Source organism: Gluconacetobacter sacchari (assembly GCF_014174255.1).
Taxonomy (GTDB): domain Bacteria; phylum Pseudomonadota; class Alphaproteobacteria; order Acetobacterales; family Acetobacteraceae; genus Gluconacetobacter; species Gluconacetobacter sacchari.
In genome coordinates this window covers 54,552-81,126 of the sequence record NZ_JABEQJ010000002.1, presented here as the reverse complement: position 1 = coordinate 81,126, position 26,575 = coordinate 54,552, and the positions used below count along the sequence as shown (strand labels likewise).

22 protein-coding genes are annotated in these 26,575 nt (G+C 61.7%); 10 read left to right on the top strand and 12 right to left on the bottom strand.

Features of this window, described 5'->3' with window-relative positions:
* Window positions 1-65: 65 nt before the first annotated feature.
* Together mobF and HLH48_RS02095 are read left to right on the top strand one after the other, a co-directional pair.
* Window positions 66-3,251: a MobF family relaxase gene (gene mobF, locus HLH48_RS23490; protein WP_182995847.1), complete on the top strand. Its 3,186-nt coding sequence runs from the start codon at window positions 66-68 to the stop codon at window positions 3,249-3,251.
* A gap of 108 nt (window positions 3,252-3,359) precedes the next feature.
* The gene (locus tag HLH48_RS02095) at window positions 3,360-3,662 is read left to right on the top strand and encodes a helix-turn-helix domain-containing protein (protein ID WP_182995846.1); all 303 of its coding nucleotides are present in this window, start codon (window positions 3,360-3,362) and stop codon (window positions 3,660-3,662) included.
* A gap of 38 nt (window positions 3,663-3,700) precedes the next feature.
* On the opposite strand, the gene HLH48_RS02090 is transcribed toward HLH48_RS02095, so the two are convergent.
* The 4 genes from HLH48_RS02090 to HLH48_RS02075 form a co-directional block, all read right to left on the bottom strand.
* A complete protein-coding gene (locus HLH48_RS02090; protein ID WP_220794969.1) occupies window positions 3,701-4,576 on the bottom strand; it encodes a Fic family protein in 876 nt (291 codons plus the stop codon).
* Between the two features lie 32 nt (window positions 4,577-4,608).
* Window positions 4,609-5,373, bottom strand: coding sequence for a nucleotidyl transferase AbiEii/AbiGii toxin family protein (locus HLH48_RS02085; protein ID WP_182995845.1), 765 nt, complete (start codon window positions 5,371-5,373; stop codon window positions 4,609-4,611).
* Window positions 5,330-5,671 (bottom strand): hypothetical protein, encoded by a 342-nt coding sequence (locus HLH48_RS02080; RefSeq protein ID WP_182995844.1) that lies wholly within the window; start codon window positions 5,669-5,671, stop codon window positions 5,330-5,332. Before HLH48_RS02080 ends, HLH48_RS02085 begins: the two co-directional genes overlap by 44 nt.
* A gap of 1,057 nt (window positions 5,672-6,728) precedes the next feature.
* Window positions 6,729-8,495, bottom strand: coding sequence for a ShlB/FhaC/HecB family hemolysin secretion/activation protein (locus HLH48_RS02075; RefSeq protein ID WP_182995843.1), 1,767 nt, complete (start codon window positions 8,493-8,495; stop codon window positions 6,729-6,731).
* Window positions 8,496-9,100: 605 nt separating this feature from the next.
* On the opposite strand from HLH48_RS02075, the gene HLH48_RS02070 reads away from it, so the two are divergent.
* The 7 genes from HLH48_RS02070 to HLH48_RS02040 all read left to right on the top strand — a co-directional run bounded on the left by HLH48_RS02070 (window position 9,101) and on the right by HLH48_RS02040 (window position 15,562).
* Window positions 9,101-9,799, top strand: a complete 699-nt coding sequence (locus HLH48_RS02070) for a hypothetical protein (RefSeq protein ID WP_182995842.1) — start codon at window positions 9,101-9,103, stop codon at window positions 9,797-9,799.
* A gap of 4 nt (window positions 9,800-9,803) precedes the next feature.
* On the top strand, window positions 9,804-10,244 hold the full coding sequence (locus tag HLH48_RS02065; protein WP_182995841.1) for a hypothetical protein: 441 nt from the start codon (window positions 9,804-9,806) through the stop codon (window positions 10,242-10,244).
* 53 nt (window positions 10,245-10,297) lie between these two features.
* A complete protein-coding gene (locus HLH48_RS02060) occupies window positions 10,298-10,450 on the top strand; it encodes a hypothetical protein (RefSeq protein WP_182995840.1) in 153 nt (50 codons plus the stop codon).
* 73 nt (window positions 10,451-10,523) lie between these two features.
* The gene (locus tag HLH48_RS02055; RefSeq protein ID WP_182995839.1) at window positions 10,524-13,310 is read left to right on the top strand and encodes a type IV secretory system conjugative DNA transfer family protein; all 2,787 of its coding nucleotides are present in this window, start codon (window positions 10,524-10,526) and stop codon (window positions 13,308-13,310) included.
* A gap of 70 nt (window positions 13,311-13,380) precedes the next feature.
* On the top strand, window positions 13,381-13,581 hold the full coding sequence (locus tag HLH48_RS02050) for a hypothetical protein (RefSeq protein WP_182995838.1): 201 nt from the start codon (window positions 13,381-13,383) through the stop codon (window positions 13,579-13,581).
* Window positions 13,582-13,756: 175 nt separating this feature from the next.
* Window positions 13,757-14,377: a hypothetical protein gene (locus tag HLH48_RS02045; protein ID WP_182995837.1), complete on the top strand. Its 621-nt coding sequence runs from the start codon at window positions 13,757-13,759 to the stop codon at window positions 14,375-14,377.
* 102 nt (window positions 14,378-14,479) lie between these two features.
* Window positions 14,480-15,562, top strand: coding sequence for a hypothetical protein (locus HLH48_RS02040; protein ID WP_182995836.1), 1,083 nt, complete (start codon window positions 14,480-14,482; stop codon window positions 15,560-15,562).
* Between the two features lie 73 nt (window positions 15,563-15,635).
* On the opposite strand, the gene HLH48_RS02035 is transcribed toward HLH48_RS02040, so the two are convergent.
* From HLH48_RS02035 to HLH48_RS02015, 5 genes are all read right to left on the bottom strand, one after another.
* A complete protein-coding gene (locus tag HLH48_RS02035; protein WP_182995835.1) occupies window positions 15,636-16,433 on the bottom strand; it encodes a hypothetical protein in 798 nt (265 codons plus the stop codon).
* A gap of 204 nt (window positions 16,434-16,637) precedes the next feature.
* Window positions 16,638-17,282, bottom strand: a complete 645-nt coding sequence (locus tag HLH48_RS02030; RefSeq protein ID WP_182995834.1) for a hypothetical protein — start codon at window positions 17,280-17,282, stop codon at window positions 16,638-16,640.
* 80 nt (window positions 17,283-17,362) lie between these two features.
* The gene (locus HLH48_RS02025) at window positions 17,363-18,349 is read right to left on the bottom strand and encodes a hypothetical protein (RefSeq protein ID WP_182995833.1); all 987 of its coding nucleotides are present in this window, start codon (window positions 18,347-18,349) and stop codon (window positions 17,363-17,365) included.
* 29 nt (window positions 18,350-18,378) lie between these two features.
* Window positions 18,379-19,032, bottom strand: a complete 654-nt coding sequence (locus tag HLH48_RS02020; RefSeq protein ID WP_182995832.1) for a hypothetical protein — start codon at window positions 19,030-19,032, stop codon at window positions 18,379-18,381.
* Between the two features lie 345 nt (window positions 19,033-19,377).
* Window positions 19,378-19,707 carry a hypothetical protein gene (locus HLH48_RS02015; protein ID WP_182995831.1) on the bottom strand — a complete coding sequence of 110 codons (330 nt, stop codon included), beginning with the start codon at window positions 19,705-19,707 and terminating at the stop codon, window positions 19,378-19,380.
* Between the two features lie 110 nt (window positions 19,708-19,817).
* Here HLH48_RS02015 and HLH48_RS02010 point away from each other — a divergent pair, with 110 nt between their 5' ends.
* Entirely contained in the window at window positions 19,818-20,402 is a 585-nt protein-coding gene (locus HLH48_RS02010; RefSeq protein ID WP_182995830.1) for a recombinase family protein, read from the top strand.
* A 305-nt stretch (window positions 20,403-20,707) separates the two neighbouring features.
* On the opposite strand, the gene HLH48_RS02005 is transcribed toward HLH48_RS02010, so the two are convergent.
* The 3 genes from HLH48_RS02005 to HLH48_RS01995 are packed head-to-tail and all read right to left on the bottom strand — an operon-like array spanning window position 20,708 to window position 26,107.
* Window positions 20,708-23,878 carry an error-prone DNA polymerase gene (locus HLH48_RS02005; RefSeq protein ID WP_246386723.1) on the bottom strand — a complete coding sequence of 1,057 codons (3,171 nt, stop codon included), beginning with the start codon at window positions 23,876-23,878 and terminating at the stop codon, window positions 20,708-20,710.
* A complete protein-coding gene (locus HLH48_RS02000; RefSeq protein ID WP_456305406.1) occupies window positions 23,875-25,395 on the bottom strand; it encodes a DUF6504 family protein in 1,521 nt (506 codons plus the stop codon). Before HLH48_RS02000 ends, HLH48_RS02005 begins: the two co-directional genes overlap by 4 nt.
* On the bottom strand, window positions 25,325-26,107 hold the full coding sequence (locus tag HLH48_RS01995) for an ImuA family protein (protein ID WP_182995828.1): 783 nt from the start codon (window positions 26,105-26,107) through the stop codon (window positions 25,325-25,327). Before HLH48_RS01995 ends, HLH48_RS02000 begins: the two co-directional genes overlap by 71 nt.
* Between the last annotated feature and the right edge of the window lie 468 nt (window positions 26,108-26,575).

Below are 26,575 nucleotides of genomic sequence, written 5' to 3'. Positions count from 1 at the left end.
CGGAAACATGCCAGCGCCCGAGGTATCATCAAGCAGATGACACCACCTCTCCAGGAACCGGAATCATGTTCACCTGCACGCCCCTGTCCGACGTTGAGTACTATATTGAATCCGTGGACGAGAGCTTGACCGACGAGGCTGCCGTTACGGCTGCCGGGGAACAGATTTTGGCAGGCTCCGGAGACAGCCCCGCAGCGTCATCGGGACAGAAATCCACCACGGGCCGGAAACGAGGCGACTGGTCTGGCCGGGACCGCGCGGCCTACTACCTCGACAATGGAACCGGCGAGAGGCCGGGCACTTGGTGGACGAATGCACGACTCCAACCGGGACAGCCGCTCCCGTTCGTGATGAATGGCACGGAGGTCGATTCCAAAGATTTTCGGAACCTTTCTATGGGCCGCGATCCGCTCACGAAGGAATCGATCGTCCAACATGGCAAGAAGAGACGGGTGGGCTACGATCTGCAATTCGCGGCACCAAAATCGGTGTCAATTTTGTGGGCCGCCGGGACTGACATTCAGCGTGAGAAAATCGAGCGGGCGCAGAGTCAGGCAACTATCTTTGCGCTGGAATACGCACACAAGAATGGGCTCATCGTAACTCGCCGTGGCAAGAACGGGGAGATTAAGGAGATACCAGCAGAGATTATGGTTGCGGTATTCCAGCACACAACAAGCCGCCCCAGCGATCCGAAGGACACTCACAAGCCGAAGCAGGGTCACAGCCGCGCTGGCGATCCCCAACTCCACGATCATGCGGTATTAGCGAACGTGTGTCGTCGGGCTGACGGCACGACAGGGACGCTCGATAATTTCGAACTGCTTCGGCATCAGCAGGCGATGGGCGCAGTGTATCGCTTGGCATTGGCTCAAGGACTCGAACGGGAACTGGGGGTAACAACGGTTAAGGTCAAGCGGAACTTCCGCGTCCTCGGCGTTCCGCAGGTCCTGGAACAGAAATTCTCGAAGCGCCGCGCTGCTATCGAAGCCGCAGCCTCCAAGATGGGAATCGACACAGAAATCCATCGCGAAGCGGCGGCTAACATCTCAATGGCGACAAGGGGATCGAAAGCAGACATGCCGACGCGCGCCGAACTGCGTGAGCGGTGGGACAAAGAGATGCGCGAGGAAGGCTGGACACGGGAGTCGGTTTGGGAATCCGCGCTGGCTGCATCTTCCATCGCCAAGGACGAACCGAAGGACAAACAGACGGCATTCCAGCGGGCACTGACGGAACTGACATCGACGGAATCGGTGATCGAGGATCGACGCCTGATCGGAACGGTCCTGGAGCATCATCAGGGACGCGGCGTCACCGTCGATCACGCCATCGAGCAGGCCAATGCCGCCCGCCGATCGGGACACCTGATCGAGTTGACGGGAGGTGTCAGCGCAAGGACCAACGAACGGTTTTACGCAACGCCCGAGATGATCGACGCGGAACGGGAGATCGTCCGGATCGCACTCGCCAGGCGTGGTGAGCGGGAATTCGTATCGCGTGACATCGTTGACCGGGCCATTGCCGGCCGGGGGACCATATCTGACGAGCAGGCGGCATTGGTAAGGCACGCGCTGAATCGTGACGGTGTATCTGTCGTCGAAGGCTCAGCCGGGACTGGAAAATCATTCTCCTTGGGGACCGCCGCCGAGGCCGCTCGGGATGTTGGAATGCGTGTCTGGGTGACCGCGCCGAGCCACCAGGCGGTATCGGTTATCGCCAAGGACACGAACACCGATCAGGCGCAAGCGGCGGTCTTGAGGTCATTCCTGAACCGCATTGCCGACGACCGGCACGGACAGGCAATCAAGCTCACCCGGAACGATGTCGTGATCCTCGATGAAGCCGGAATGGTCGGCACAGCGGAAATGCGAGAACTGCTCCGAGAGACAGCCAGGGTCGGCGCGAAGGTGATCCTGTCCGGCGACACTCGGCAATTGAAGCCGGTAGCCCCTGGGTCGCCAATGCGGCTTCTGGCGGAAACGTTGGGAGCGCAACGCATCGATGAAATCCGGCGACAGAGAACAGACTGGCAGCGGCAGGCTAGCCGGGACTTCGCGGCGGGTGATATCGAGAAAGCTGTTCGCGCTTATGATAGCCACGGACGGATCGTCATCGGCGAAGGTCAGGAACTACGGGGCCGCCTGATCGGGGACTATCTCGATGACGTTCGTCGGAACCCGGCCGGAACGCGCATGGTCCTGGCCCGGACACATAATGAGGTCCGGAACCTGAACTCCGATCTGCGTGCCCTGCTGCGTCAGGAGGGACGGATTGCTGGAGACGATATTGAGATCGAGGCACTGAGCCGGGGACGGAAACCTGTGGTCGGAATGATGGCGCTGGCGGCCGGAGATCGAATAATTTTCGGCGAGAACATCAAGGCTGGGCAGGACATGATCCGGAACAACGATGTTGCGGTTGTTCGCGACGTCTGTCGGGACAATGCGGATGGCCAGCCTGTCGTGACTCTAGTGTTTGAGCGCGGATTCGAGGTGACAACGAGATGGAGTGACCTAGAGCGGCTGTCGCTGGCCGAGGATAATGAGCCGGATACCAGACCGTTGCGTGTCCAGCATGCATATTCCGTCACGGCGCATTCCGCCCAGGGTGCGTCGGTGGACAGGGCGTATGTTCTCAACGCGGCCGGGCTGGACAGGGAATCGCTCTACGTGGGGATGACCAGACACCGCGAGGACTGCCGTCTCTATACTGATGTCACGCGCATCGGCCTGAATGTCAGGGACAACCGCATCCGGCGCGACGGAGTGACTGCGACGATCAGCGACGAGGGCCACTTGGAGGCCCCGGATGCGGCCGACCGGGGCGATGTCGGGGATGCCGTCGATCGCGAGACGGTGGTCCGGCAAATCGTTTACGAGGGACAGCAAAGCCGCGAAAAGGGCAACGCTGCCGACTTCGTGATGGACCGGCACGCATGGGCATCCGCGCCGTCTGCTCAGGAGGCTGTTCGGAACGACATCGAGATGCGGCGGGTGGCTCTGGAGCGTATCAAGGAAGCGCCAAAGTCGGCTGAAGAGCGGATGGAAGCGCTGAAGGAGGCGTGGGGCAATGAGAATGTGCCCGCGCCGGACAGGGTGGCTCCGGCGGAAAAAACGATGGCGGCGGTGACGGACGGGCTGTCGGCCAAAGCGGCGGCTGAGGCGGAAAAGGTTGCGGCCGAGGCCAGGCGCCGGGCCGAAGCTGAGGCGGCACGGCACCGGGCGGAGGGGATGGTCCGTGGGCGGTGACCGTCAACCTCGCGGCCACACACATGCACGCTAAACCGTGCATCACTTCGTTGCACGGTATAGCGTGCATCCTTACATTCTGGGCAGCCCGATCGGTGGGAGGGAACCATGATAAAACTGACAACGCAGTTTGAGTTTCGCTACGTAGCCAAGGCGAGGCGTCAGAGTCTTGGTATGTCGCAGGCGCGGCTCGCGGAGCTTTCCGGGCAGACCAGGAACTGGGTCATCGCATTTGAGCGAGGGCACACATCGGTCGAATTGGGGCGCGCCCTGGCGGTCATGTCGGCGCTGGGGATCGTTGTTGGGGATATATCCACCGAGGCAGCCGCGCAGGAACAGCAGGGGCCGAGCCGTTTCGCTATCACGATGGAAAAACACCGGAAGTCATTCCTGGATGAAGAGTTCCAATGAGACGGCCTCACGGGAGCGACACAGATGGCAGCATCCGATCAGGGCCTGAGCGGCGACATGCCCTGATCAGATGATCGTGGGCTCGTTGTCTTGTTCGTCTCGCCGGCAGGCACGTTGTCGCCTGGACTGATATCCCTCAACGCCGGGGTATTTTCGATGATCGCGCTCAGATAGGACGACATTCCGCGCTCCAGCTTGAAGTGCATGAACTCCTGGAACGGCTTGTCGTCATTGTTCAGTTGCGCATGTTCGATCACGTCGAGATAAGCGCCACGATCTTCCGGTTTGATGGACAACATTGGGTAGCCTGCACGCAGGAGAATCAGGTTCATCAACAGCCTGGCGGTCCTGCCGTTTCCATCCGAGAAGGGGTGAATTGAGACAAGCCGAAGATGGGCGTCGAATGCGCGTTCCGGCAAGTTTTCTTCGTCAGCCGCGATCCGTGAGAGGTCTTGCCCGAACTGCGACATCAGGTCGGGAATTTCCGAAGGGTCGGGAAACACCACCCCTGACCCGGCAATCCGCCGCTGGAATTCGCTATAGCGGCCTCCAACATGAGGCTCGCTCCTGGCGACGACGCATTGATGCAGAGCGCAGATGTCACCCTCTCGTATCGCAATCTCGCGCCTCTCCGCCTGGCTCCGCATCAGCAGGACGGCATCGTAATGGTCGATCGCCTCGATGTAGTCTTTCAATCGCTTCGACCCGATTGCAATGCCGTGCTCGATGACTTCTGACGTTTCTCGTAGCGTCAGCGTGTTTCCTTCGATCGCATTCGACTCGTAAACGAATTCGATGTCATAAAACCGACGGACATAAGATATGGCGTCAGACGCCAGCGGCCTGATCTCACCAAGCCGTTGCCGCATTGCGCTGATGTTTGCCTTGCATCGGTCAAGGTCGTGGTCGCTCATATTCCGCCCTCGCCCGTCAAAGAGACAGTCCGTTATGGAGATAGAGCCGGCCCCGGCTCCAGCCCCGGATCAGGCTCGACCACCATCCCCTTGATCCGGCTGATTCCGGCAAGGCTTAGGTCAATCGCATCGACTGACAGTAGATATTCGTATCCAGGACGCGGATTGATGACCTCCTGAGCCTGCTTCTCATAAACGGGCCGCATCATGGTCAGCCGGGTCCCCAGTTGTTCGAGAGCATCGGGCTGGACCTTGAACACCTCGACGGCTGGCACGAGGACATCAGGCGACCATCGCAGAGAGGCCGCCAGGTCAAACACATCGCGCGGCTTGAACCCCTGTCCCCGGAACATGATCTTGCGTGTCAGGATTTCTGTCGGAACCTCGACGTTGATGATCCTGTCACCTGCCGGCCCGGCGTCCACCACGTCAGCATGGGCCAGAATGTCTTCGAGGCGCATCTCCTGCGTCGGGCTGCGGGTCAGCGGGGGTGGTGTCAGGAAATCGATCTCACCGCCCTCCAGTTCCAGTTTCAGATAATGGCCCGGAAACTGGGACTGCCCATCGGCTCCCAGCACACGCTTGGTCTCCGGGCAGAACTGGGAGGTCAGGTGGATCAGACTGCCTCGGGTGAATATGTCGATGTCGTAGCTGACCCGGTGATCAAGCCAGAGCGCGAGAGCCGTCCCGCCCCCGAACGTCCAGTCCTTATGCCCGGCAGCGTCGAGGATGCGGATCGCATCGGGCAGCAGTTCAAACCACCTCGAACCCTGCCATCTCTGAGACCCAGCGCCCATTTTCCGTCCCCGTCACATCGATGCCAACGGAGCGGATGCGCTCCATTGCGGCATTCAACTCATTGTAACTGAAGACGTGTCGGGAAACGAGGTTGGCGATGGTCCGGCCGGGAACCTCATCGATCAGCGCGCCGATCCGAACGGCGGCATGGAGGTCGGGATGATCGTCCAGGACGTAATGCACCAGGTCTTCCGGAGTTGTCTCGACCGGCAGAGGGGCGTTTACCGTCTTGAGTGCGGCCCGGAGCCAGGCACGGCCATCAGGATCGGCGAGGCGGTCAGATGATGCGAGCGTCATTGCGGTCCCCCTCCTGGTGGCCGGTTGAGTTCGCAGATTCATAGCACACCCGGTCGAGCCGGAGAACGATAAGCGACGAGAGGATGCCCGGCGACCGTCTATTGTGGAGACCTACATGGGTCACCGCAGAGACCCACACGAGACCTACATCATAAACGCATGTAGGTCCCACGCAACGCATTGATATTATTAGACAACATGCCACGAGACCTACAGACCTACATAACCGGCAGAAAACACGCTGTTATACGCATCGCGTTGACGTATGGCGACACGAGGCGCGGCGGGCGGCTGGAGGCGGGAGGATGCCCCGCGTAAAATATGTATTTTTAAGAATCATGTAGGTCTGTAGGTCTCGTAGCCGAAAAGTGGCAGTCTTCCGCGCTTTTTCGAGGGACCTACATGGCGTTTAGGCTGTAGGTCCATGTAGGTCTGTAGGTCTCTGATGTAGGTCTCGGGGGCTGTGTGAGGCGTTTATGAGATGGCTGAAGGGGGCCTCGCGGAGCGTGGCTCTGGTATTCCCGGCTCCGCCGGGCGGCTTGATGAATGATCAGCATCAAGATGGCATTCGGCAGCAGGTCGCTGAACCCATCATCTAGTCAGCCCTACACATGCCCCATCACCGCCACCCCCGGCGGCAGCCGGGCATCCCCCGAGCGTCTCTCAGCGCCCCCTTCAGAAATCCCGTAACCGTCCCCAAGGCAGCCCCGTTCCTGCCCCTCAGTGGTAACAGAGGTAACACCACAGGTAACACTCAATGCCTGGAAAACGGCAGAAAACCGCCATTCTTTATATCTGTTACCAGTGTTACCTCTGTTACCAGTCAAAAAGGACACCTTCACGCGAGACGAAAATAATTAACAATGCCTGCCCCCTCAATGCGGTCCGTCCAGGCTGCTCCGGTAATTATTTATTTTTCCACCCACACTACAGCCCTCTCCCAAAAACCGAGGTAACACCGGTAACAGAGGTAACACGCCTCAATAACGCACTGATACGACACAGAATTCTCTGTTACCACTCGTGTTACCTGTCGCCTCGGTGTTACCTCTCGCAATCAGAATCCGACTGTCACTGCGACATTCCCGAACGCGCCCCGGTCGCCGTAGCCCTCACTCCGCCTTTCCGCTGGCATCCCCGCGAGCCGCCACCCGACATTGAAGGTCACATCCAGGTAGTCCCTGACTTTCATCTTCGCATCCAGCCCCACCGACGCCAGGTCCAGGCGATTCACTCCCTGGGGAATCCGTTTCACCTGCGAGACATGTCCATAATCGACAAACGCCCCGATCTGCTCCGTATCCCACCCCCTCCAGACACTCCAGGCCGGCGAGTGCAGTTCGTTCTGCACCGTCACACCCACCGACCCATATGCAGAGGACGTGAAATACCCGCGCGTCGTATAGAGGCCGCCGAGCCCGATCTGGTTGCTATACATCAGGTTCCCACTGGCGACTTGCCCGACCGCATCCATCGACCAGGACATCCCGAGCGGCAGATACGTCTGCCTCGACAACGACATCGTGTCATAGACGTAATCCGACCGCGCCCCCGGCACGATGGCCTGCATGGCCTTCTTGCTATTGCCCCCGGTCAGGCCCCCCGGAGAAAACGTCAACGTGTTCCGGAAGGTCGTCCGACCCCATTTGTCCGTCTCATCGACCAGATACGAGATCGGAAACTGCGCGACTTCAGCACTGCCCGCGTAAACATTGACCCCGCCGAACTCGATCGCATTGTTCGTCGTTTTGTAGTCGAATCCGCCAGAAAGCTGCTGCCTGATCAGAACGTCACCCAGGAACAATGGCCGGAAATCGTGGAGATACCTGATCGACGCTTGCCCGGAATGGCCGTTCTCGGTCATGCGGATCGGCCCCAGCGCGCTCCCCATGCTGATCTCCGGGCGCTCCCATGCGTAATCGCCGAAGACCTGGATGCGGTCGCGCCACGGCAGGGTCATCGAGTAGTTCAGGGCATGCGCTGAATACCGCTCAGAGACAGCATGGGTGAACTGGTAACTCAGCGTCCCGTCGAGCGGCAACCGGCCCACAGAGCCACCCAGGAACCATTCCTGCCTGCCAAGGATAGGTGTTCCGCCCGTATCGAACCCGGCGTATCCGCGCAGCGGCATGTGATCGGAGACTTTCAGCGTCACGTCGCCCTGACCTCGCTCAGTCCCGGACGACGTGACGGCAACGGCGGACCGAAATGGATTGCCATTCAGTCGATCCAGCGCCTCCTGCTCCCGCCCCAACGTCAGCCGTTGCCCGCTCTCCAGCCCGCCGACGTTCAGCAGATCAGCAGTCCGGAACCACCTGCTCCCGCTCACGCTCACCTTCCCGACGCGATACTCATCAACGACGATCTGGATGTGGCCCCCAGAGACTTTCTGCGGCGGGATGGACACAAACAGGAATGGCCGACCGGCTCGGCGATACTCTTTATATATAGCGTCCACCACGGCATTGATGTCCGCCATCGTCAGCGGCTTGCCGATCCTGGCCCGCATCGCCGCCTGGAACGAAGTCCCCCTCAGCGTATCGTCCAGTTCCCGACTGACGAACACCCCGTCACCGGCCCCCTGCCATCCGTCCAGACCCGGCGGAACCACGGATATCCCCAGCAGCCGTTTCGTCCCTACCTGCTCCGTATCCGGCAGTAGATTCGGCGTCACCGCCGGCTCGCTCGCCAGGACCGGGCTGGACACGTCGGCCGCATGCGGTGCGACCCTGTTATATGCCTGCGCGTAAACATTTGCGCTCCATCCGACAATCATCGCAATCGCGGACGCAGTAACCACCATATTTCGGCGCATCATCGTCATAATCTCCGAAGCCGATCCGCGACAATCGACGGACTACACATTGGCTTTCGGAACTATGGTAAGTGCCTCTCTCTCCAGATTCCGTTCTCGGCCAAGCTCGGCAAGGCACCAATGAAGACCTCATTAATAATTATCGCGCCTTTTCAGATGGTTATGTCATTCAGCGAATAGCATCTTCTCTGAATCCGCCGGGAATCCGACCATCCGATCGCCCCCCGGATTCCGACATTCCCCAGCGTCACAAATATTTTTTCGAGAAAAATGAATCGGCCGGAATCCATTCGGAATCTTCCTGGAATCCGTTTTCAGGAATGGCCGTTTTCCGCCATTTCTGCGCACCTCGGCAGGCACCAGAAACTCGCCGATTCAAAACAGACCAGTTCCCGACGCAATATTTTCAAGGATTAGCGCGGCGATAAATCAATAATGCAATCAGTCACTTACCATCAATATCGCAATTACCCTTTATATTTCATCTCTTTTCCGCATCGAGGTGAGTGGCGGCCTCCCTGGAAACCGGCTCACGACAGGTAAGTGTGCAACTTCCGTGATAATCTAACAGTGACGGCGATGCGATCCTCGCTCGCTAACACTGGAGTTCTCACATGCAGGAGTTCCAAAAATTGATCACGCCCGGCCACGTCGCCGGGCACCGTGTCAGGGCGGCAATGCGGCCGTTCTACACGCCCGCCCTGGTCTCCTACGGCGCCGGTATCGTCCTCGCGCTCTCTGCCATCTCCGGCGTCGGCGGCCATGCGCTGACGATGCCGGCGTGGTTCGATCGTGCATTCACTGCTGACGAGATCGTGTATCAGCGGGCGGCCGATGCCCGCGCCCAGGCCGCCCTCGCCGCCGCCGAGGCCAGGAAACATGCGGCCCAGGCCCAGGCCCAGGCTCAGGCCGCATCGGCAGCGCAGGCGTCTTCGACTTCGGCACCGGCCACTCAGTCCGCCGCCCCAGCCCCGGTCGCTGCGCCGGCCGTCCCAGTGTCCTCTCCGGCGGTGACCGCTGCTCTGGCCTCGATTGGCCGCATGAGCCGGCCTGAGAACACCGTTCAGGGCGCTGCCATGGGCCGCAAGATCGACGAGATCATGACCGGTCTCGTCAATGATCCAAATCCAACAATCAGCAGTCGAGTAACCAATGGCTACGAAGCGTGTGGCCGCCGGCGGGAGGCGATGTTCGCAAAACTGCGCGCAGCAGCCCCCGATCACATCGTTCGCGGCAGCGCTCAACTCGATCTGCTCGATTTCAACCGCACATGCGTCCGCGATCTGCTCACGGGCATGACCGAGATGGAATAAGACAATGTTCTCAAGTCATTACCGCTCAACCCGTCGCCTGATCGCGACAGCATACAGCCTGGGAACCCTGCTGGCTCTGTCCGCCTGTGGGCCGGTCCATGTCGATGGGCTGCCCTCGATCACGCTGAATGACGACACCAGCGCGACCGCACAGCCGCATCTGATCGGCCAGTTCATCAACGACCGCATCATGTCCGTTCCCGACACCGCCGCGAACTATGTGGGCGCCCGCCAGAACGCGGATGCCGTCGATGCCGCTCTGCTCGAACTCGCCGAAATGCAGCCGAGCGATGCGCCCACAATCCGCACTGGGTTGAACGTCTGCATCAGCCGCGAGGAAGCCGCCCTCCACGCCTCGGCCCGTCCCGACCGCCGCCTGGCTGCTCTTCGTCACGAAGCCTGCGCGAAGGGGCTGGCCGCTGATCTCCGTCCGAAGCGGACCTGATCGACCCCACTCACACCGCAAGCATGCCGCAAAGAAATCAAGGAATTAGAACAATGAAAATCATCATCGCCGCTGCAATCGCCATCGTCATCACCGGCGCCGTTGGGTCGGCCGGAACGGTCGCCTGGGGTCGCGCCGCCGCGGCATACGACGCCCGTTCGACGAACGTCCGCATCGCGGCTCTGGTCAGCGGAAACATGGGCTGACCCAACCCGCCCCATCGAGCCGGAGCGGCATCGACCGCTCCGGTCACCGCACACTCTATGGAGAGATACGACAATGGATTTGTTTCAGCAGAACCTCGCGCGGAATCTGGCAAGCCTCGACAGCACGACGGCGCTGGCTTCGACGCTGATGCCCTACTCGATCATGTCCTCGTTCGGCGAGGTCGTTGTCGGCGGCGCCCTGTTCGCGGCCGTCGCATGTTTCGTCCCCCTGCTGGGCCGTCTGACCGTGCGCACCGCTCGCGCGCCCCGGCGGATCGCAGGCCGACTGTGGAGCCGCCTGATCGACCGCCTGATCCCCCACGGCGTGACCAGCCGCATCGACGCATTCTGCGAGCCCGCACGCCTGGACAAATGGCTCGCAGCCCGGACAGCGGGCACGGGCAATCCTCTCCTGGACGGCGATATCCGCGCCGCCGCAAACGCGACGTGGCCGGAGGATCGCTACCGCTGGCTGTATCGCAACATCCCCGACGATCTCGTGCGCCCCCCGACCTGGGATGGGCGGCTCCCCGGCGGTATCCCAGTGACCTGGCTCGCCTGGCGCCATCTGACGATCGACGCAATCTCGACAATCGCGCGCACCCAGATTCAACGGTCTGTCCGCTACTCCGCCGGCATGGCTGTCGTCTTCGCGGCGGCGGCCCTGCTCTCTGTCTGCCTGACCGGCCTGCACAGTGCGCTCCCTTACCCGGACTGGGCGCGCTCGGGTGAACTGCACGCGCTGATCCCTCAGATCGCGTGGTATGCAGACGCCATCATCACGACCGCTGTCTCGGCCGCCGGCACCCTCGGCCTGGCCCTGCTTGCAGCGGCGGTCATGGCCCCCGGTCTGGCCCTGTTCAACGTCGTGCGCGGGCTCCAGTCTTATTTCGCCCGTGCATCGTCGGCGCTGGCGACACCCACGCGGGACGCGATCGTCGCATACAAGAACCGGGCGGATATCCGCGCCACCGAGCAGGAGGCATATGCGAGGCAGGTCGATCTGGCCCTGATGAATCCTGATGCGCCGGTGATCAAAGTCGGTGTGGCGACCGGCATCGCGCGCGCCCGTGGTTCGATGCGGTCGCCAGGTGTCGGTCAGGACGTCGCGCTCGATGCGGAATCCATCCGCCAGCACGTCATCGTTTTCGGAGGCACCGGCGAAGGCAAAACCCGCGCGTTCCTCCAGCCGATGGCCCGGCGCATTTTCGGCGCGACGTGGGACAAGCCGACCGATGGCACGCCCCCTCGCCGGATCGGCGGCTACATCACCGACGGCAAGGGGGTCCTGTATAAAGACCTGATTTCATTGCCGGAACTGGCGGGCCGTGGCGATCTCCGTGTGCTGGGAACGGACGACGGTCATTACGGCGTGAACCTGGTTGCGGGCATGACCCCTCTCGAAGTCGCAACGATGCTGAAAACGGTGTCGGCGCAGGTAATCGGCGAAAAAGAGGACGTTTTCTGGTCAGAGCAGGCCAGCATCATCGTGTATCACTCGGCAGTGATCGCGAGCGTTCTCGAAAAGATCGTGCCGCTTCCCGAGAGCGCCAAAGAACCTGACGCAGCGGAGGTTGACGATGCGGTGTCCGATGCGTCGGCGTCATGGGAAGACCTCCTGTCGTCGGGCGATTTCGATGAGCCGCCTGCCGCTCAACCTGCCGCTGCCGAGGGAGCGGACCAGGGCGATGATTCGGATGACTCCGACGCGACCTGGAAAAACTTCCGCCCCTGGAGCCTTCAGGGCATCGCGCACCTCGCAACCAACCCTGATGCGCTCGATGCAGCATTCCGGCGCATTGCGGCGCACGGAAAACTCATTGCGGACAGCGGCAAGGACCAGGAACTGGGCGACCTCATCAACAGCCGCGAGGTCGCGATCTCCGGCGATTATGCGCTCGGCGAGTGGAAGAAAATGGCCCAGGACACCCGGTCCGGAATCATCGCAAACGTGTCGAGCGTCACCGGAAAATTCTCGGGCGCCCCACCGGTCGCAGCCCGTTTCGCCTCCGGCCTGCTCCCGCCCGACCAGATCACCGACGTCGATTATGCCCTGAACGGCGGGATTCTCGCCGTCGCCATCGGCGAGAGTGAATGGGGCACCGTCGGCCAGGTGGTGGCGGTGTGGCTGAAAACGAGGTTGTTTATCGCAGCCCGTAAACGCCAGATCGCCGATCCGGAGGCCGCGAAACGGCAGTCGGTGGCCCTGCTCGTCGATGAGTTCCAGATGCTGGCGACCAAGGGCGGCAGCGAATCCGATGCTGAGTTCTTCAATATCGCACGAAGCACCGGCGTCTTCATGGTTGCGGCGACGCAGGGCCTGCCATCATTGCAGAAGAGGCTCGGTGAGAAGCACACGCAGGACCTCCTGAACAACCTGCGCACCAAGGTCTGTCTCCGCATCGAAGAGCAGGAAACGCTCGAATATTTCCAGAAAATGGCCGGCGAGACCTTGCGTGGTCTGGTGGTCGATGACGAATATTTCGAGACCCAGGGGCAGCGCGAGATCGAGTTCCCGGACCTGCCGGTTCCATTCCTGACCGGCGCTGAACAGATCAGCCTCCGTCCGGCCCAGCCCGGCTTGGAAACCCATCAGATGCGGCCGCTCAAGCGGTTCGATCCGAGATTCATCCTGCGATACTACGCGAACAAACACAGCGACAACGCGGACGCTGTGACCGGATCGATCAAGGACGCCTACTGGCGCCAGGAAGACAAAGAGCGCGAAATGCGCGGACATGGCGTTGAAAACAAGCCGCTTTTCACCGCCACGGACATCAAGCAGGGCTCCAATTTCGCCCTTGCCTATGTCCAGCGCGCCGGCGGTCACACGATCGACGTGATCGACCTCGCCGCCTGATCGTCATGGAGGCCCGGATGGACAGTCTGGGTCTCCATCACTGCACCCCGGAAATTTGGAAGACAATGAAATGACAAAGAAATTCATCCTCGCGGCCGGTCTTCTGATCTTGGCTGCATGTTCCCCAAGCCAGCCCCCCAGGCTTCCGCCGGCCACGGGATCGGTCGTTCCGCAGCCGGTCAGCGTTCAGCAGCCGGTCATCATCCCTGGCAACTACGTCCCGACCGGGCCGGACGACGGCGACAACACCGACGACGATTGGGCGAACTGATCGACATGGATGGCCCGGACTGCCCATCCCGGCCTCCACCCCGGAAATTTGAAATCCACGATATAATATAGAGACAATCAATTCATCACTCAGTCATCCAGGCCGCCCGTCGCCCGTCCCGGACGGCCTGGATGCCCGAGCGAACAACACGCCGGCAAATATACGGAGAATGATCGTGTCATTCAACGAAGACGACATCCTGAAACAGACGTATCGGCGGCACTTCCAGAAAGTGAGCGACGCTGACGTCGGTTTTGCCGACACCGCCCCGGCCGACCTGTTCTCGCCGCAGCAGGCACAGAAAGAACGCGCGGACGAGCGGTATTCCCTGCATTTCATGGTGAAGACCAAAGGGCACGAGACGGAAAGCCGTCAAGATTACGAGGCTCTTTTCTCAATGCCGGCGGATCGGCTTCAAAAAGAAATCGATGACCGGATGTTCTCGGCCAAGCCAGGCGAGCCATTCCCGAGCCGGGCACATCTGCGAGCATTAGCGGTCGGCGACGCGCGTGGGATCACGGACACCTGGCGCCAGGACAAGGCCGCTTCAGATACGCGGATTCCGGAGACGGCTACAAATGTGCAGGTGCCGACCCGACAGGATTCTAGCGGACGGCAGCAGGCACAGGGAGCGAAACAGAGGGCGTCCGTTCTGCCGCCGAGGCCAGGGATTCCATACCGGCCCATTGCTGGCGCGCGGAAAACGTCGCTCGAACGTCAGATCGATATGGCGGATCGCGCTTACGCCAGCCATCAGACTGACCAGCGAAATGAGAAACGGGCGGTCACCCGATAACCGGCGAGGCGACTTCCCTGCTGGTTTCGAGGGGGCCTCGACACGGGGCTTCGTCGTAACCGGCGGCGATGATGCTGACGGTAAAGACAATGGATGAATAAAATGGAACGCACTGCTGAAGAACTTGCTGCTGAGGAACGGGAACAGAGCGCCCTGCGGACGACCGGAAACAACATTGTTCTCAGCCGGCGGTTCCCTGGCGCGGACTCCGCACCGGCATCGGCTGATGAGCGTAACGAGAACTACGCGAAAATGTCCGACCGCGATCTGCTGGCAGAGGCCGGTCTGTGGGACAAATACTCTCAGGATTGCGACGGCTACCTGGCTGAAGCAATCGACAAGGCGGAAGTCAAGCGCGAACGGCATATCCGCGATGTCGCTGACATGGCCGACAAACTGCCGGACGATTCTGCGACGAAACGAGACTGGCAGTCGCTGATCGGAATGAGCGACGACGATCTCCGGAAAACATACAATGAGCGGCTGGATGCATCGAACAGCCCCTACATCGATGCGCTGATCAAATCGCCCGACAAGCCCTCCTTCGACCTGAAGAACGACGCGCAGGGCGAGGCCCGAGAGGCCGACGATGCGGTGATGCGTGCCAGGACCGTGGCTGATGCGCGGGGCCTGACCGACGACTGGCGCACCGTCGAGGAACGGCATTTCGCCCAGGACGCGCGCGATAACGTCAAGGAGGTCGAGCAGGAAATCGACCGGCGACCCAACGCGGATGAACTCAAAGACCGGCTTGCAGAGATGCGTGACGCCCGTGATCAGAAGCAGGAGGCCAACGAATCTTTCAACGAGGATCACGAGCGCCGCGCCGGGCAGTCTCGTGATCGCGAACTGACCCCGCCCGGCCCCCACATCGGTCAGCAGCCCGACGAGCGCGAACAGGGCCGGTCCGACGCTGAATTCCTGGGCCGGGAAGCCGCGCACATCCTGCCACAGGGCGAACTGGACCGGCAGCGTGACGCCGCGAAGTTGTCCCGCAACCCCGACGAGGACAGGGGACAGGAGCAGAAGCTGGAGCCGGAGATGACGCTGGGAGGGTCGTCTCAGGACGTGAAGACCGCGCCGAAAACGGCTCTTGAGCGACAGATCGAGAAAGCCGACCAGTCGTTCGCCCAGCACCAGGCGACGCAGCACAAGGAGGATGAGGCGGCACACAAGCGTCGCTGATGCCGTCTCAGGGCCGCAAGAACCTGGCGGCGTATTCCCCGTCTCCGCGCATGCAGGGACGGGGAATACATACTCAGAACATCCTGGGCCGAGGCGAGCGCGGACGTGGCCTCGGCCCTCGTGGCGCGGGCGTCGGCCTCTTTCCGCCCTCCGACGCCCGTCCGGCCTGGCCATGAGCCCCACTCTCGGCGAGGTCACGTTTAGGTATTGTCTCGATAATGGCCCGCACGCGATCCTCGACTTCGCCAGATCGGTCATTAAAACCGGGCGTATTCAAGGCGCTCGTGCGGGCGTCCACAATGTTCAACAGTATCCCGCTCAACAGGCGCAGCAGGAGCAGCTTCAGCGGTTTGACATCCTGTTTGACCCGACCGGTCGCCCGAGCAAGCGCATGAACGATATCCGCCCAGGCCGGCACGTCATCGCGATGCACACCGAGGACAGACATCAACGCCATTTGTACAGGCAGGTCCGGATACACGACGGCATCACTCACTTGACAGCGATAGCACGCAATCGTCGGTGACTCAGCACCGATCATCACTCTGAGCGCGATCAGGGCGAGATAGATATTCCGCCCCGACTGATCGAAATTCCTCTGCGTCCAGCGAAGGATTTTTGCCTCCTGGACGGTCAGAATGCACTTTCGGTCTTCATAGCGGAGATCGGCAGAGGTGGACGGGATCGGCTCGCGACCTGGCACGCCACAGAGCGGACCGACGCTATCCGGCCCCTCCGCGCCGTAGTAGAAATCCAAGTCACGGCTCGCGCAGACGAGCGGCTGAACGTCGGGTTCGTCGAGTGTGAAATGCATCAGGTCACGGATAAAACCGGACTCTGCATCGTCAAAATGGGTGCTTCTGTCGTGCATATCAATCTCCTGGGGCCTCTCGTGGCTCTCCAGTTGATTGTAATGTCGGCCCCGACAATGCCCGGACCAGCAGCCCGGCAGCACCATCCCGACCCCCACGTCAAACACACGGATGACCCCGCAGGAATGGCTGTTTCCTGCGGGGTTCCGGGGTATTAACGCTATCAGGTCAAAGAGCGGACGGGTTGAATCCGATGATTCTGATTAGCCCGCCGTAGGCGTCAGCGAGGCGAGCGTGACGACGGTCTGGAGGTTGGGAGACAGCCGAAGCTGCACGACATCCAGGAACCCGTCGTTCCAGTTCCGAAACTGCCGCTCCGCCTGGGGCACGGTCATGTTCATTTGGTCTCGGACGTAATCCGTCATCCAGACCTGCGCCGCTTCCTTCTTCGTGCTGACATGTCCGGCGATCCCGCTTTCGCTTTCGACAAATGCCGCATGCAGCGCATTCCCGAAATCGACGCCGTGGACAGGCACGACAACGGGGGTCGCGTGGGATGTGATCCGGACATCTGGATCGACGAGATATGCATCGATCGCGTCAACGAACATTGCGTCGAGATGGTCAGGATCGATCTCGGCAAGAGATGCGATCCGACAGATGTCATTCGACGCAACAACACCGGAGTAATAATATGGCCGCAACGCCGCGACTTCCGGATAATCCCGCACGTCCGCACGGTGCATTTCGTCCATTTCGCAGATGAACAGGGCCATCTGGCGCATACATTCGCGTTTGGTCTCGGCGGCGAAGGCATGACATTTCCAGTCCACCGTCAGGTAGCCCACAAAGACGCTCATGCGGCTTCTGTGCTGGATCGTTCTATTCAGATTGATGATCTCGGCCATGACATGCATCCCCAGTTATAATGGTCGTTGCGTTCAGAATATGACGTGATCGGCTCTCGCCCGTCCGCGCCGGCCCCATCTCAGGGCAGGGTCAACGCCACCTTCCGATCCGACACGACTACCTCCCGTGCCAGGAAGTCCTCGATCCCGTCCACGGGGCAGCGGGCGCGGATCAGGTGATCGGGAACATCGCGCGCCTTCATCTCCTTGATCAGCGTCGCAAACCACAGGTATTCCCGCATCGTCATCGGACGACCGCCAGCCTTGGTGTGCGAAGTCATCAGGTTGTCGAGCATCGGCGCCTTGCCCTGGGCCGCCCATGCCTCCATCGCCTGTGCCGTGACATACATCACCGTCATACCCGCCGCCTCGATGGCCTGAGCCGCCAGCGCGTTGTCCCGGCGTTCGGCTTCGAGAGCGGTGACCAGAATATCCTTCGTCTTCAGGGCACTCGTGGCCAGATCAACCTCCGACTGGAGCCGATAGCCGTCCGCCCTGGCGGCCTCCAAACCGGTTTTTGCTTCATCTCTCTCGGCCCGGACCTGTGCCAGTTCCTGCGCCTGGGCCTGTGCTTGCGCCAGAATGCGTTCCTGAGATCGACGCTCACTCGCCATCGCTGCGCTGGCCGCTTCATCGGCCTTTCGCTTCTGTTCGTTTGCGATGGCACGCTGGACACTGGCTTGCAGGTCGGACGTGAACGTCGCGAGATCAGGCACGGCTCCGACGGGCTTGGGTGGCGACGTCACTTGTTCCAGTCGGCTACTGAGTCCAGCGTTCGCAGCATTAGCTAGGAATAGATCACGCTCGGCGACACTCAGTGCTGCGCTCTGCTCCCGATTCTCCAGCCGCTTGTTAGACAGTTCACGCAGGAGGTCGGAGTTGAATTGCCAGAGATTCGCGTTGGCAGCGCGGAGGGCATGAAGCTGGTTTTGTCGTGCAGCCTCCTGCGCCTGCTGCTCAACTGCCCGCTTCCGCTCCATCAGGTTGTTATACCAGTCTTCGCCCGCACGGAACGTCGCGTTGATAAATTGCGGACTCATAATGATCGAAAGCTCTTCCGGTCCCATGATCCTGCCCCCCTGTTGCTATCGCCCGATCAGGCCGCGATCTTGAGCGATCCGTCGCTGAACTGCCTGAAAATCTCTTCCCATTTCCGGCAGACCGCCTCGGCCTTTTTATCTTTCCCGGTGTTGTAGAACCATTGCGGGTGGTTGACGTCCTTGACGGTCAGCCGGATACCGCTGCTCTTGATCGCGTTTACCCTCGGTCCCAGATTGGCCCAGGCATCGTTGACTGCCCCCTGCACTGCGAGACCTGGTGTGTTGGCGGTCGTTACCTGCACGGCAGGATCGATGATTTCCCATGACCACGACCTTACATCACTCCATTTCAGCGTAACCATCTTGTTTTTGTCAACGATATAAAGGAACTCTCCGTCGTAGCAGATGGCAGTCAGGTAATTGTCGAAATCGAGTCTGTAATCGATCTGCACAGGTGGGTGGGCAAACAGTTCACCATACATTTTCGGAAACGCGGCCATTGGGTCACCGAACATCCGACGCGCAATGAGTTTTCCGAGCCATGCCTGAATTTGGAACAGAGTCAGGCACGTCACCAGAAAATATCCCAGCAGCAGAGAGTATTCCCCCATTACCGCGCACACGATGACGCAAATGGCGAATGTGCCGATATAGGCCATCATCACGCCGGTCATGCGATCGAAATGCAGCGACACGTCTCTGATATTCATTCTGTGAATCCTGACAGTTCGTTTGCATTACTGGGTTGTTTTGTGCTGCCGGCAGATTACGGTCGGATTATCCTTGGCAAACGCCGTTATCGAGCCGGCACACCGTGCTGATCGGCTTCCCATTCTTCGTCATCTGGCCGGTCGCGATGTCGTATGCGTCGATCTCAGCCGGGATGGTGGCGTAGCGTCCCACGTTCCGGGGGAATTTCATCGTAATGGTCTGCCCGGAGATCGTTGGCCGGACGGAGATGCAATTTCCGAAAAATGCCGTCGGAGGCTTGATTCCGGTCGGCGTGACCTTGACGATCGCATACTGTGCGTCGCAAGCCTGGCCGCCGACGGAGGTCAGTAGCAGGATGTCGGCGGCCAGGCTTCCGCGATCTTGGCGACGAACAGGGCGCTGTTCCCGGCGATCCTGGGGGCCGTGGGGTGGCCGTTGATAAGCAGCGTATTGAGCGGCCCGCTTCCGGACGCCACCCCATAACGGGTCTGGTCTTCACGGGGCGATTCAGCCTGCGCCGAAGAAAATAGGAACGCTCCGGATGCATAAATGGAAAGGGCGGCAATCACCGCCCCCTTGATACGAAACATTTTCTTTTGATGACTTTTCATCTGCCGCCCATCATCCCCGTAGCCAAAGCCCGAACGCAGTGTGGCCAGAAATATGAAATGCATTTCTGGCCACGCTACACTGATTGCAGTGACCAGAATCCGTGGTTTTTGAACATGCCCGCGTCGTATTCAGGCGCGCCCAGAACCACAGATTGAAAACGAGGTTTTTGAGCATGAGACGTTTCGGTTACGCGCGGGTATCAACGGATAGTCAGACAAACGACGCGCAGATATTGTCGTTACGACGGGAGGGACTGTCTGACGACATGATTACCCAGGACATTATCTCTGGCGGAGTGCCCGCCCTGTCGCGTCCCGGCATGTCCTCCTTGTTGCGGACACTAGAGGCCGGAGACAGCCTGGTGGCGGCGAAGCTGGACCGGCTGGGACGCGACACAGCAGACGTTATTGGGCTGATCCGGATTCTAAACGCCCGTTCTATCAACTTGCGGATTCTGAACGTCGGTGTTGAGACGAACACGCCAAACGGACGCCTCTTCCTGACCATCTTGGCGGCTTTCGCCGAGTTCGAACGGGAGATCATCAAGGAACGGACTATCGCTGGCCTGGAGGCTGCGCGGGCGGCGGGAAGGAAGCTGGGCAGGCGGCCGAAACTGTCGGGCAGACAGAAGGACCACGCCTTGGAGATGGCGGCGACAGGCAGCACGAACGGGCAGATTGCCAGCGTCCTGGGCGTCTCGGTCTCGACGGTGCAGCGTCTCACAGCCCAGAATGCTCACCAAAAAGCCGCTTTTTGAACACTTAATAATGAGATCAAAACATGAGTGCTTGACCGGAACCCGGAAACCACCGTTTTTGACTCTTCGGCGATGTCATAGGTCCTGGCGCTTATGCAGATGGCTGAAGGGGGCCTCGGAAGAGGCTGACGGGATACCCGGCTCCGCCGGGAGATCGTGGTCACGTCCCTATCCGCGTCACGGTGCCGCTCATCGACCCTTGGCCGCCAGCAGTCCCGTAACCGCCACATCCGGCGGCAGCCGGACAATCCCCCCAGAGAGGCTTCACCGTCCGCCCTCCGGAGGAACACGGCCAGCCCCCAGCTTCAGTGGAAATTCCGCGCCCTAATCGCGATCAGATCGCCGTCGATTTCATCCGCCCCCATCCCGACCCCATCCCCACGCCCCGCCCGATTCCCGACATCCGCCAGCAGCGCAGATCGATCGACAATCTCCAAGGCGACAAGATGGATCACCTCCCCCTCCTTCTGAAGCCGTCCCTTCACAGCCACCATGCTGGCGGACAGCACCACCGGCCGGAACTTCTCGAACACGTCCGCCCACACGATGACATTCAGCGTCGCCGTCTCATCCTCCAGCGTCATGAAGACCACCCCCTTGGACGATCCCGGCCGTTGGCGCACTAGGACGATTCCGGCTGCCGTCATCCGCTTGCCGTCCTTGGCGCTGATGGCGTCCCGGCATGACAGGACGCCTTCCCGGCGCAGATCATCCCGCAGGAAGGCGACCGGATGATCCCGCAGGGTCAGGCCGACACGGTTATAGTCCCGCGCAACCTCGGCGCCGGCCCGCATGGGCTGAAGCAGGACATCGGGTTCCTCGGCCTCCCGCGTGATGGCCGCAGCCGCGAACAAGGGCAACGGTTCATCCCGTAGCGCCTTGATGGCCCACAATGCCTCGCGCCGGGCCAGCCCGAACCCCGGACGGAATGCATCGGCCTCGGCCAGATGGGTCAGGGCAGCGGCCTTCACGCCGGATCGTCGCCACAGATCATCGATCGATGCGAAAGGCCGATTCCCACGCGCCGCCACGATCCGCGCGGCATCCTCATTGGCCAGTCCCTTCACCAGGTTCATGCCAAGCCTGACGGCGAACAGGCCGTTTGCCCGTTCCGGCCCTTCCAGCGTGGCATCCCACCGGGACCGGTTCACGCAGATCGGCCGGACTTCCACCCCATGAGCCTGAGCGTCGCGGACAAGCTGGGACGGCGCGTAGAAGCCCATCGGCTGGCTGTTCAGCAATGAGGCCAGGAACACGTCCGGATGGCGGCATTTCATCCACGATGACGAATAGGCCAGGATGGCGAACGACGCGGCGTGGCTCTCCGGGAAGCCGTAGGAGCCGAAGCCCTCAAGCTGCTGGTAGATGCGCTCGGCGAATTCCTCCGGGTAGCCGTTCTCCCTCATGCCTTCGAGCAAACGGGTCTGGAATTTCGATACCGTGCCGGTGTTCTTGAAGGTTGCCATGGCCCGGCGCAGGCCGTCCGCCTCGGCCGCCGTGAACCCGGCGCACACCATGGCCACCTGCATTACCTGTTCCTGGAAGAGCGGCACGCCGAGGGTCCGCTTCAGCACCTCTTCCAGTTCCGGCGTCGGATAGTCCGGATGCTCCAATCCCTCCCGCCGGCGCAGATACGGATGAACCATGTCGCCCTGGATCGGACCGGGCCTGACGATGGCGACCTCGATCACCAGGTCATAATAGGTCCGAGGCTTCAGGCGCGGCAGCATCGACATCTGGGCGCGGGATTCGATTTGGAACACGCCGATCGTGTCCGCCTTGCGGATCATGGCGTAGGTTCGCGGGTCTTCGGCCGGGATGGTGGCCAGGGTCAGCGCCTGCCCCTTATGCTCGGCCAGCAGGTCGAGGCTCTTCTTCATGCAGGTCAGCATGCCGAGTGCCAGCACATCCACCTTCATGAATTTCAGCGCGTCGATATCGTCCTTGTCCCATTCGATGGTCTGACGGTTATCCATCGCCGCCGGCTCGATCGGCACCAGTTCGTCCAGCCGGTCGTGGGTCAGCACGAAGCCACCCGGATGCTGCGACAGATGACGCGGCACGCCGATCAGGGCACGCGCCAGATCGAGCGTCAGACGGATACGCCGGTCGGTCAGGTCGATTCCGGTCTCGGCGAATTTCTCCGCATCGACCTCGCGCGACCAGCCCCATATCTGTTTCGACAGCAGGGAGATCAGGTCTTCCGGCAGCCCCATCACCTTGCCAACATCCCGGAGAGCCCCCTTGGCCCGATACCGGGTGACCACGGCGGTCAGTGCCGCGCGGGTGCGACCGTAATGGTCATAAATCCACTGGATGATTTCCTCGCGACGGGCATGCTCGAAATCCACGTCGATGTCCGGCGGCTCGCCCCGCTCTTCCGAGATGAACCGCTCGAACAGCAATGTCGTCCGCGATGGATCGATTGCCGTGATCCCCAGCACGAAACAGACGGCGCTATTGGCCGCCGATCCGCGACCCTGGCACAGGATGCCCCGCCGCCTCGCCTCGCGGACGATGCTGTTCACCGTCAGGAAGTAGGGCGCGTAGGACATGCGCCCGATCAGCGCCAGTTCATGACGGAGGATTTCGGCCACGTCCTCGGGGATGCCATCCGTATAGAAGGCGCGGGCACCTTCCCATGTCAGGGCCTCTAGTGCCTCCTGGGGTGTCTGGCCTGGCGTCGTGATTTCGTCCGGATATTGATAGGCCAGGTCGTCGAGGCTGAACCGGCAGCGTTCGACGATCTCCATGCTCCGGTCGATCGCTTCGGGATACCGACCGAACAGGCGCGCGATTTCCTGGGGCGGCTTGAGATAGCGATCGGCATGACGCTCACGGACGAAGCCGGCCCGGTCGATGGTCGTGTTGTGCCGGACGCAGGTGACGACATCCTGGAGGATGCGGCGGTCATGGATATCGAACAGGATGTCATTGGTGACGACGGTCTTCACCCGGCGCGCATGGGCCAGGTTCGCCAATTCATAGAGCCGCATCTGATCATTCGGCCGGCGGCGCAGGGTCAGTGCCATATAGGCCCGGTCCCCGAAGGCATCCCGCAGCTTCCGCAGATGCAGGGCGCAGTCATCATCGGCGACATCAGGCACCAGCACGGCCAGCAGCCCGTCGCCCCACTCGGCCAGGTCTGCCCAGTTCAGCAGGCATTTCCCCTTGCCGGCGCGCGCCTTGCCGATCGACAGCAGCCGACATAAGCGGCCATAGGCAGCACGGTCCATCGGATAGACCAGGACCGGCGGAAAGTCGGCGAGGTCGAGCCGGCATCCGACCACCAGCCGCATGCCGGTATCTTTCGCGGCGATATGAGCCTGGACGATTCCGGCCAGCGTGTTGCGGTCGGTGATCCCGATGGCGGAGAGCCCGAGGCGCTTGGCCTGGGCAAACAGTTCGGCAGGCGACGACACCCCGCGCAGGAACGAGAAATAGCTGGTGACCTGAAGCTCGGCATAGCGGGTCATGCGAACAGTCCGTGCATGAACCATCTCTGCGAGCCGGTTTCTCCATGCTCGCCGTCGCCCTCGCGGAAGACCCAGAATCGGTCGCCGGCCGTGTCCTCGATCCGGAAATAATCCCGTGCGATCGTCAGTTCCGCATCGCCCTGCCACCACTCGCCGAAGACGCGCTCAGGTCCGTCGCCGCAACGCACGCGATGCCGGATGCCGCGCCAGATGAAGAAGATCGGCGGCTGGTCCGGCAGTTCGGCCATGGCCTGGACAGGTTCCGGCCGGGAGAGCAGCCGGGTCGGTCGTGGCCATCCGGCCGGCCAGGTGGTGCCGTCATCCGGAGCCAGTGCCGGCACCCGGCAGACTGACCGCTCGGGGATGTCGCTCTCCACAGGGGCAAACCGGTAGAGGGATTCCCCGCCGACGCGATTGGCCAGCGTGTCGATCAGGCCGGAAATGTCAGCTTCTTCCTCTTCGATCAGCGAGGAAACCCGCTGCCTGACCTCCATCGGCTCGGCCAGGACGGCGACCAGTTCCATGCGCTCGATGCCATAGCCCGGATCGATCGTCTCGATCTTCTCGCACAGCAGGCGCGTCAGATGCTTCGCGTCCCTTGCCGGCCGGGCCGTGGCGATCCGGATCATCTGGGTCTGGCTGTCCACCCGGTGCAACAGGAGGTCGAGCATGCGGATGCCGTCGCCCCTCGCATCCAGCCCCTCACACAGGACAGGAACCAGCTTGCCGATATAGCGGGCAATGGTCTCGGCCGCACCGATGGGTTCGGCGAAGTTGCGCGCCACAGAAACCGGATCAACCGGGCGTACGGCCAGGATGGGCTCGGCGACGCGCCCATACGCCTGGTCCAGACGACGCTCCAGTTCCGGCCCGAACCGCAAGGTCAGCGGCGCGCGCGGCATGGCGGCCAGCTTGCCGATCCGGGAGATACCCAGCGTCCGCAAGCCCTCGATGACGGCAGCCGGAAGCCGCAATGCCTCGATCGGCAGGTTGCAGAGCGCGTCGGGGATGCCTCCATCGGGCACGATGACGATCCGGCCGCGTCCATATCTGGCCAGGGCATGGCCGGCGCCCCAGGTTCCGGCGATCGTGGCCTTGGCGGTGAAGCCTGAGTCAGCCAGGCGACGGACCACGGCTTCCAGCATCGCCGGCTCGCCACCATGCAGATGATCCGTGCCGGTCGTGTCCATTACGATGCCATCAGGCAGGCCGCCGGATGCGTCCACGGCCACGATAGGCGCGATCCGCCGCTGGAACCAGAGAGCCAGAGCCTCCAGCCCGGCCCGGTCGCCGTCGGGGTCGGCATCCATGATGGTCAGATCGGGATAGAGCGCCTGGGCCTTGGCAACCGGAATGCCGGGCGTCACCCCGATCTTGCGGGCGGCGAGGTCGGCGGACAGCACCACGCGGCGGCTGCCTTCCCGGCCGGCCAGGGCCAGCGGTGTCTCAGGCGCGGCGTTGCCCAGCTTCTTCCTGATGCGCTCCGTCGGCCACAGAGGCAGGTAGAGCGACACCACACGATTCAATCCTCCCGTTGGCATCGCATCCCTCCACCTCAAAATCCGCGCATTCCCCCGATCGCGCGCGCAGCAATTCCAGCATCCACCGAGGCCGCTCCACGCCAGGCACGGGAAGCGGCGCGGATGGCAGGACGGAGACCCGCCAGCGTGTGGTGCTGGCTGTCGGCTGTCCGAAATCGGCGGCTTCCGTCTGGCGGCGCCATCTCCGGACAGCCAGGCCGATCGTCCCAGTCCCTTCGGCCGCGATCTGCAAGCGCCGCGAGGCCGTCATCGTCAGCCGCCCGACCTCGGCAACCACGGAACCCAGCCCGCCATGCCGCAGCCCTTCCTCGAAGCAGGCCAGGGCGTCGTTGTCCGAGGACGCTTCGACATGGATGACCCGGCGGGCGGCCAGTCCGGCCTGATCGAGAGCCGGCGCGAAGATGTCCTGCCGGGTGACGATCCACAGCACCTTGCCCTTGGTCCGGGCGGCAATCCCTGCGGCGAACAGGGCCGCCGCAGTCGCGTTCAGGGCGTCATTCCCGCCCCCGGCCACTTCGTGGAGCGCCCCGAGGGCCAGCCCACCACCCGGCAGTCTCGTATCGATCGCCTTCACCCCGAACGGCAGGACGGCACGCTTGCGGTTCTTGTGTCCTTCGATGCGAGCAATGGTCGCCTGGAGCGCTTCCAGGGCAGGCTTCTTCTGGGCTTGGCTCCCCTTCGTGGTCATCTCGATCCGTCCGATGCTGGCGGGCGTCAGTGATAAGAGTTCATGCTTTGTTCCTTAAATGCGACGAGAGTCAAGGCACGATCTTCGGAGATGCGGTACGGTGTGGGGAACGGCTGAGGCCCGGCCGTGTATGGTCTGCCCACAAGAACTTGAGTCTCCGGGGTTTTCTCGGGCCGGCGACGGAACACAGGCAGCGATCCGTCGCCCGATGCGTGGCCCGTGCCTCGCCTTGCCCGACCTCTGCCCGCCTGGCGTTTTCTGGTCGGGCAGAGGTCGGGCAGCGCATTTACGAGATGGGCTGAAGGGGGACGCTGTGCGTCGGCTCTTGGATACCCGGCTCCGCCGGCTGCTTGATGCAGCCATCAGCATCCAGACGATCAGCATAGGCAGCATCACCGCCCTGCCCCGGCGGCAGCCGGGCATTCCCTCGCCGCCTTCAGCGCCCCCTTCAGAGAATCCCCGTAACCG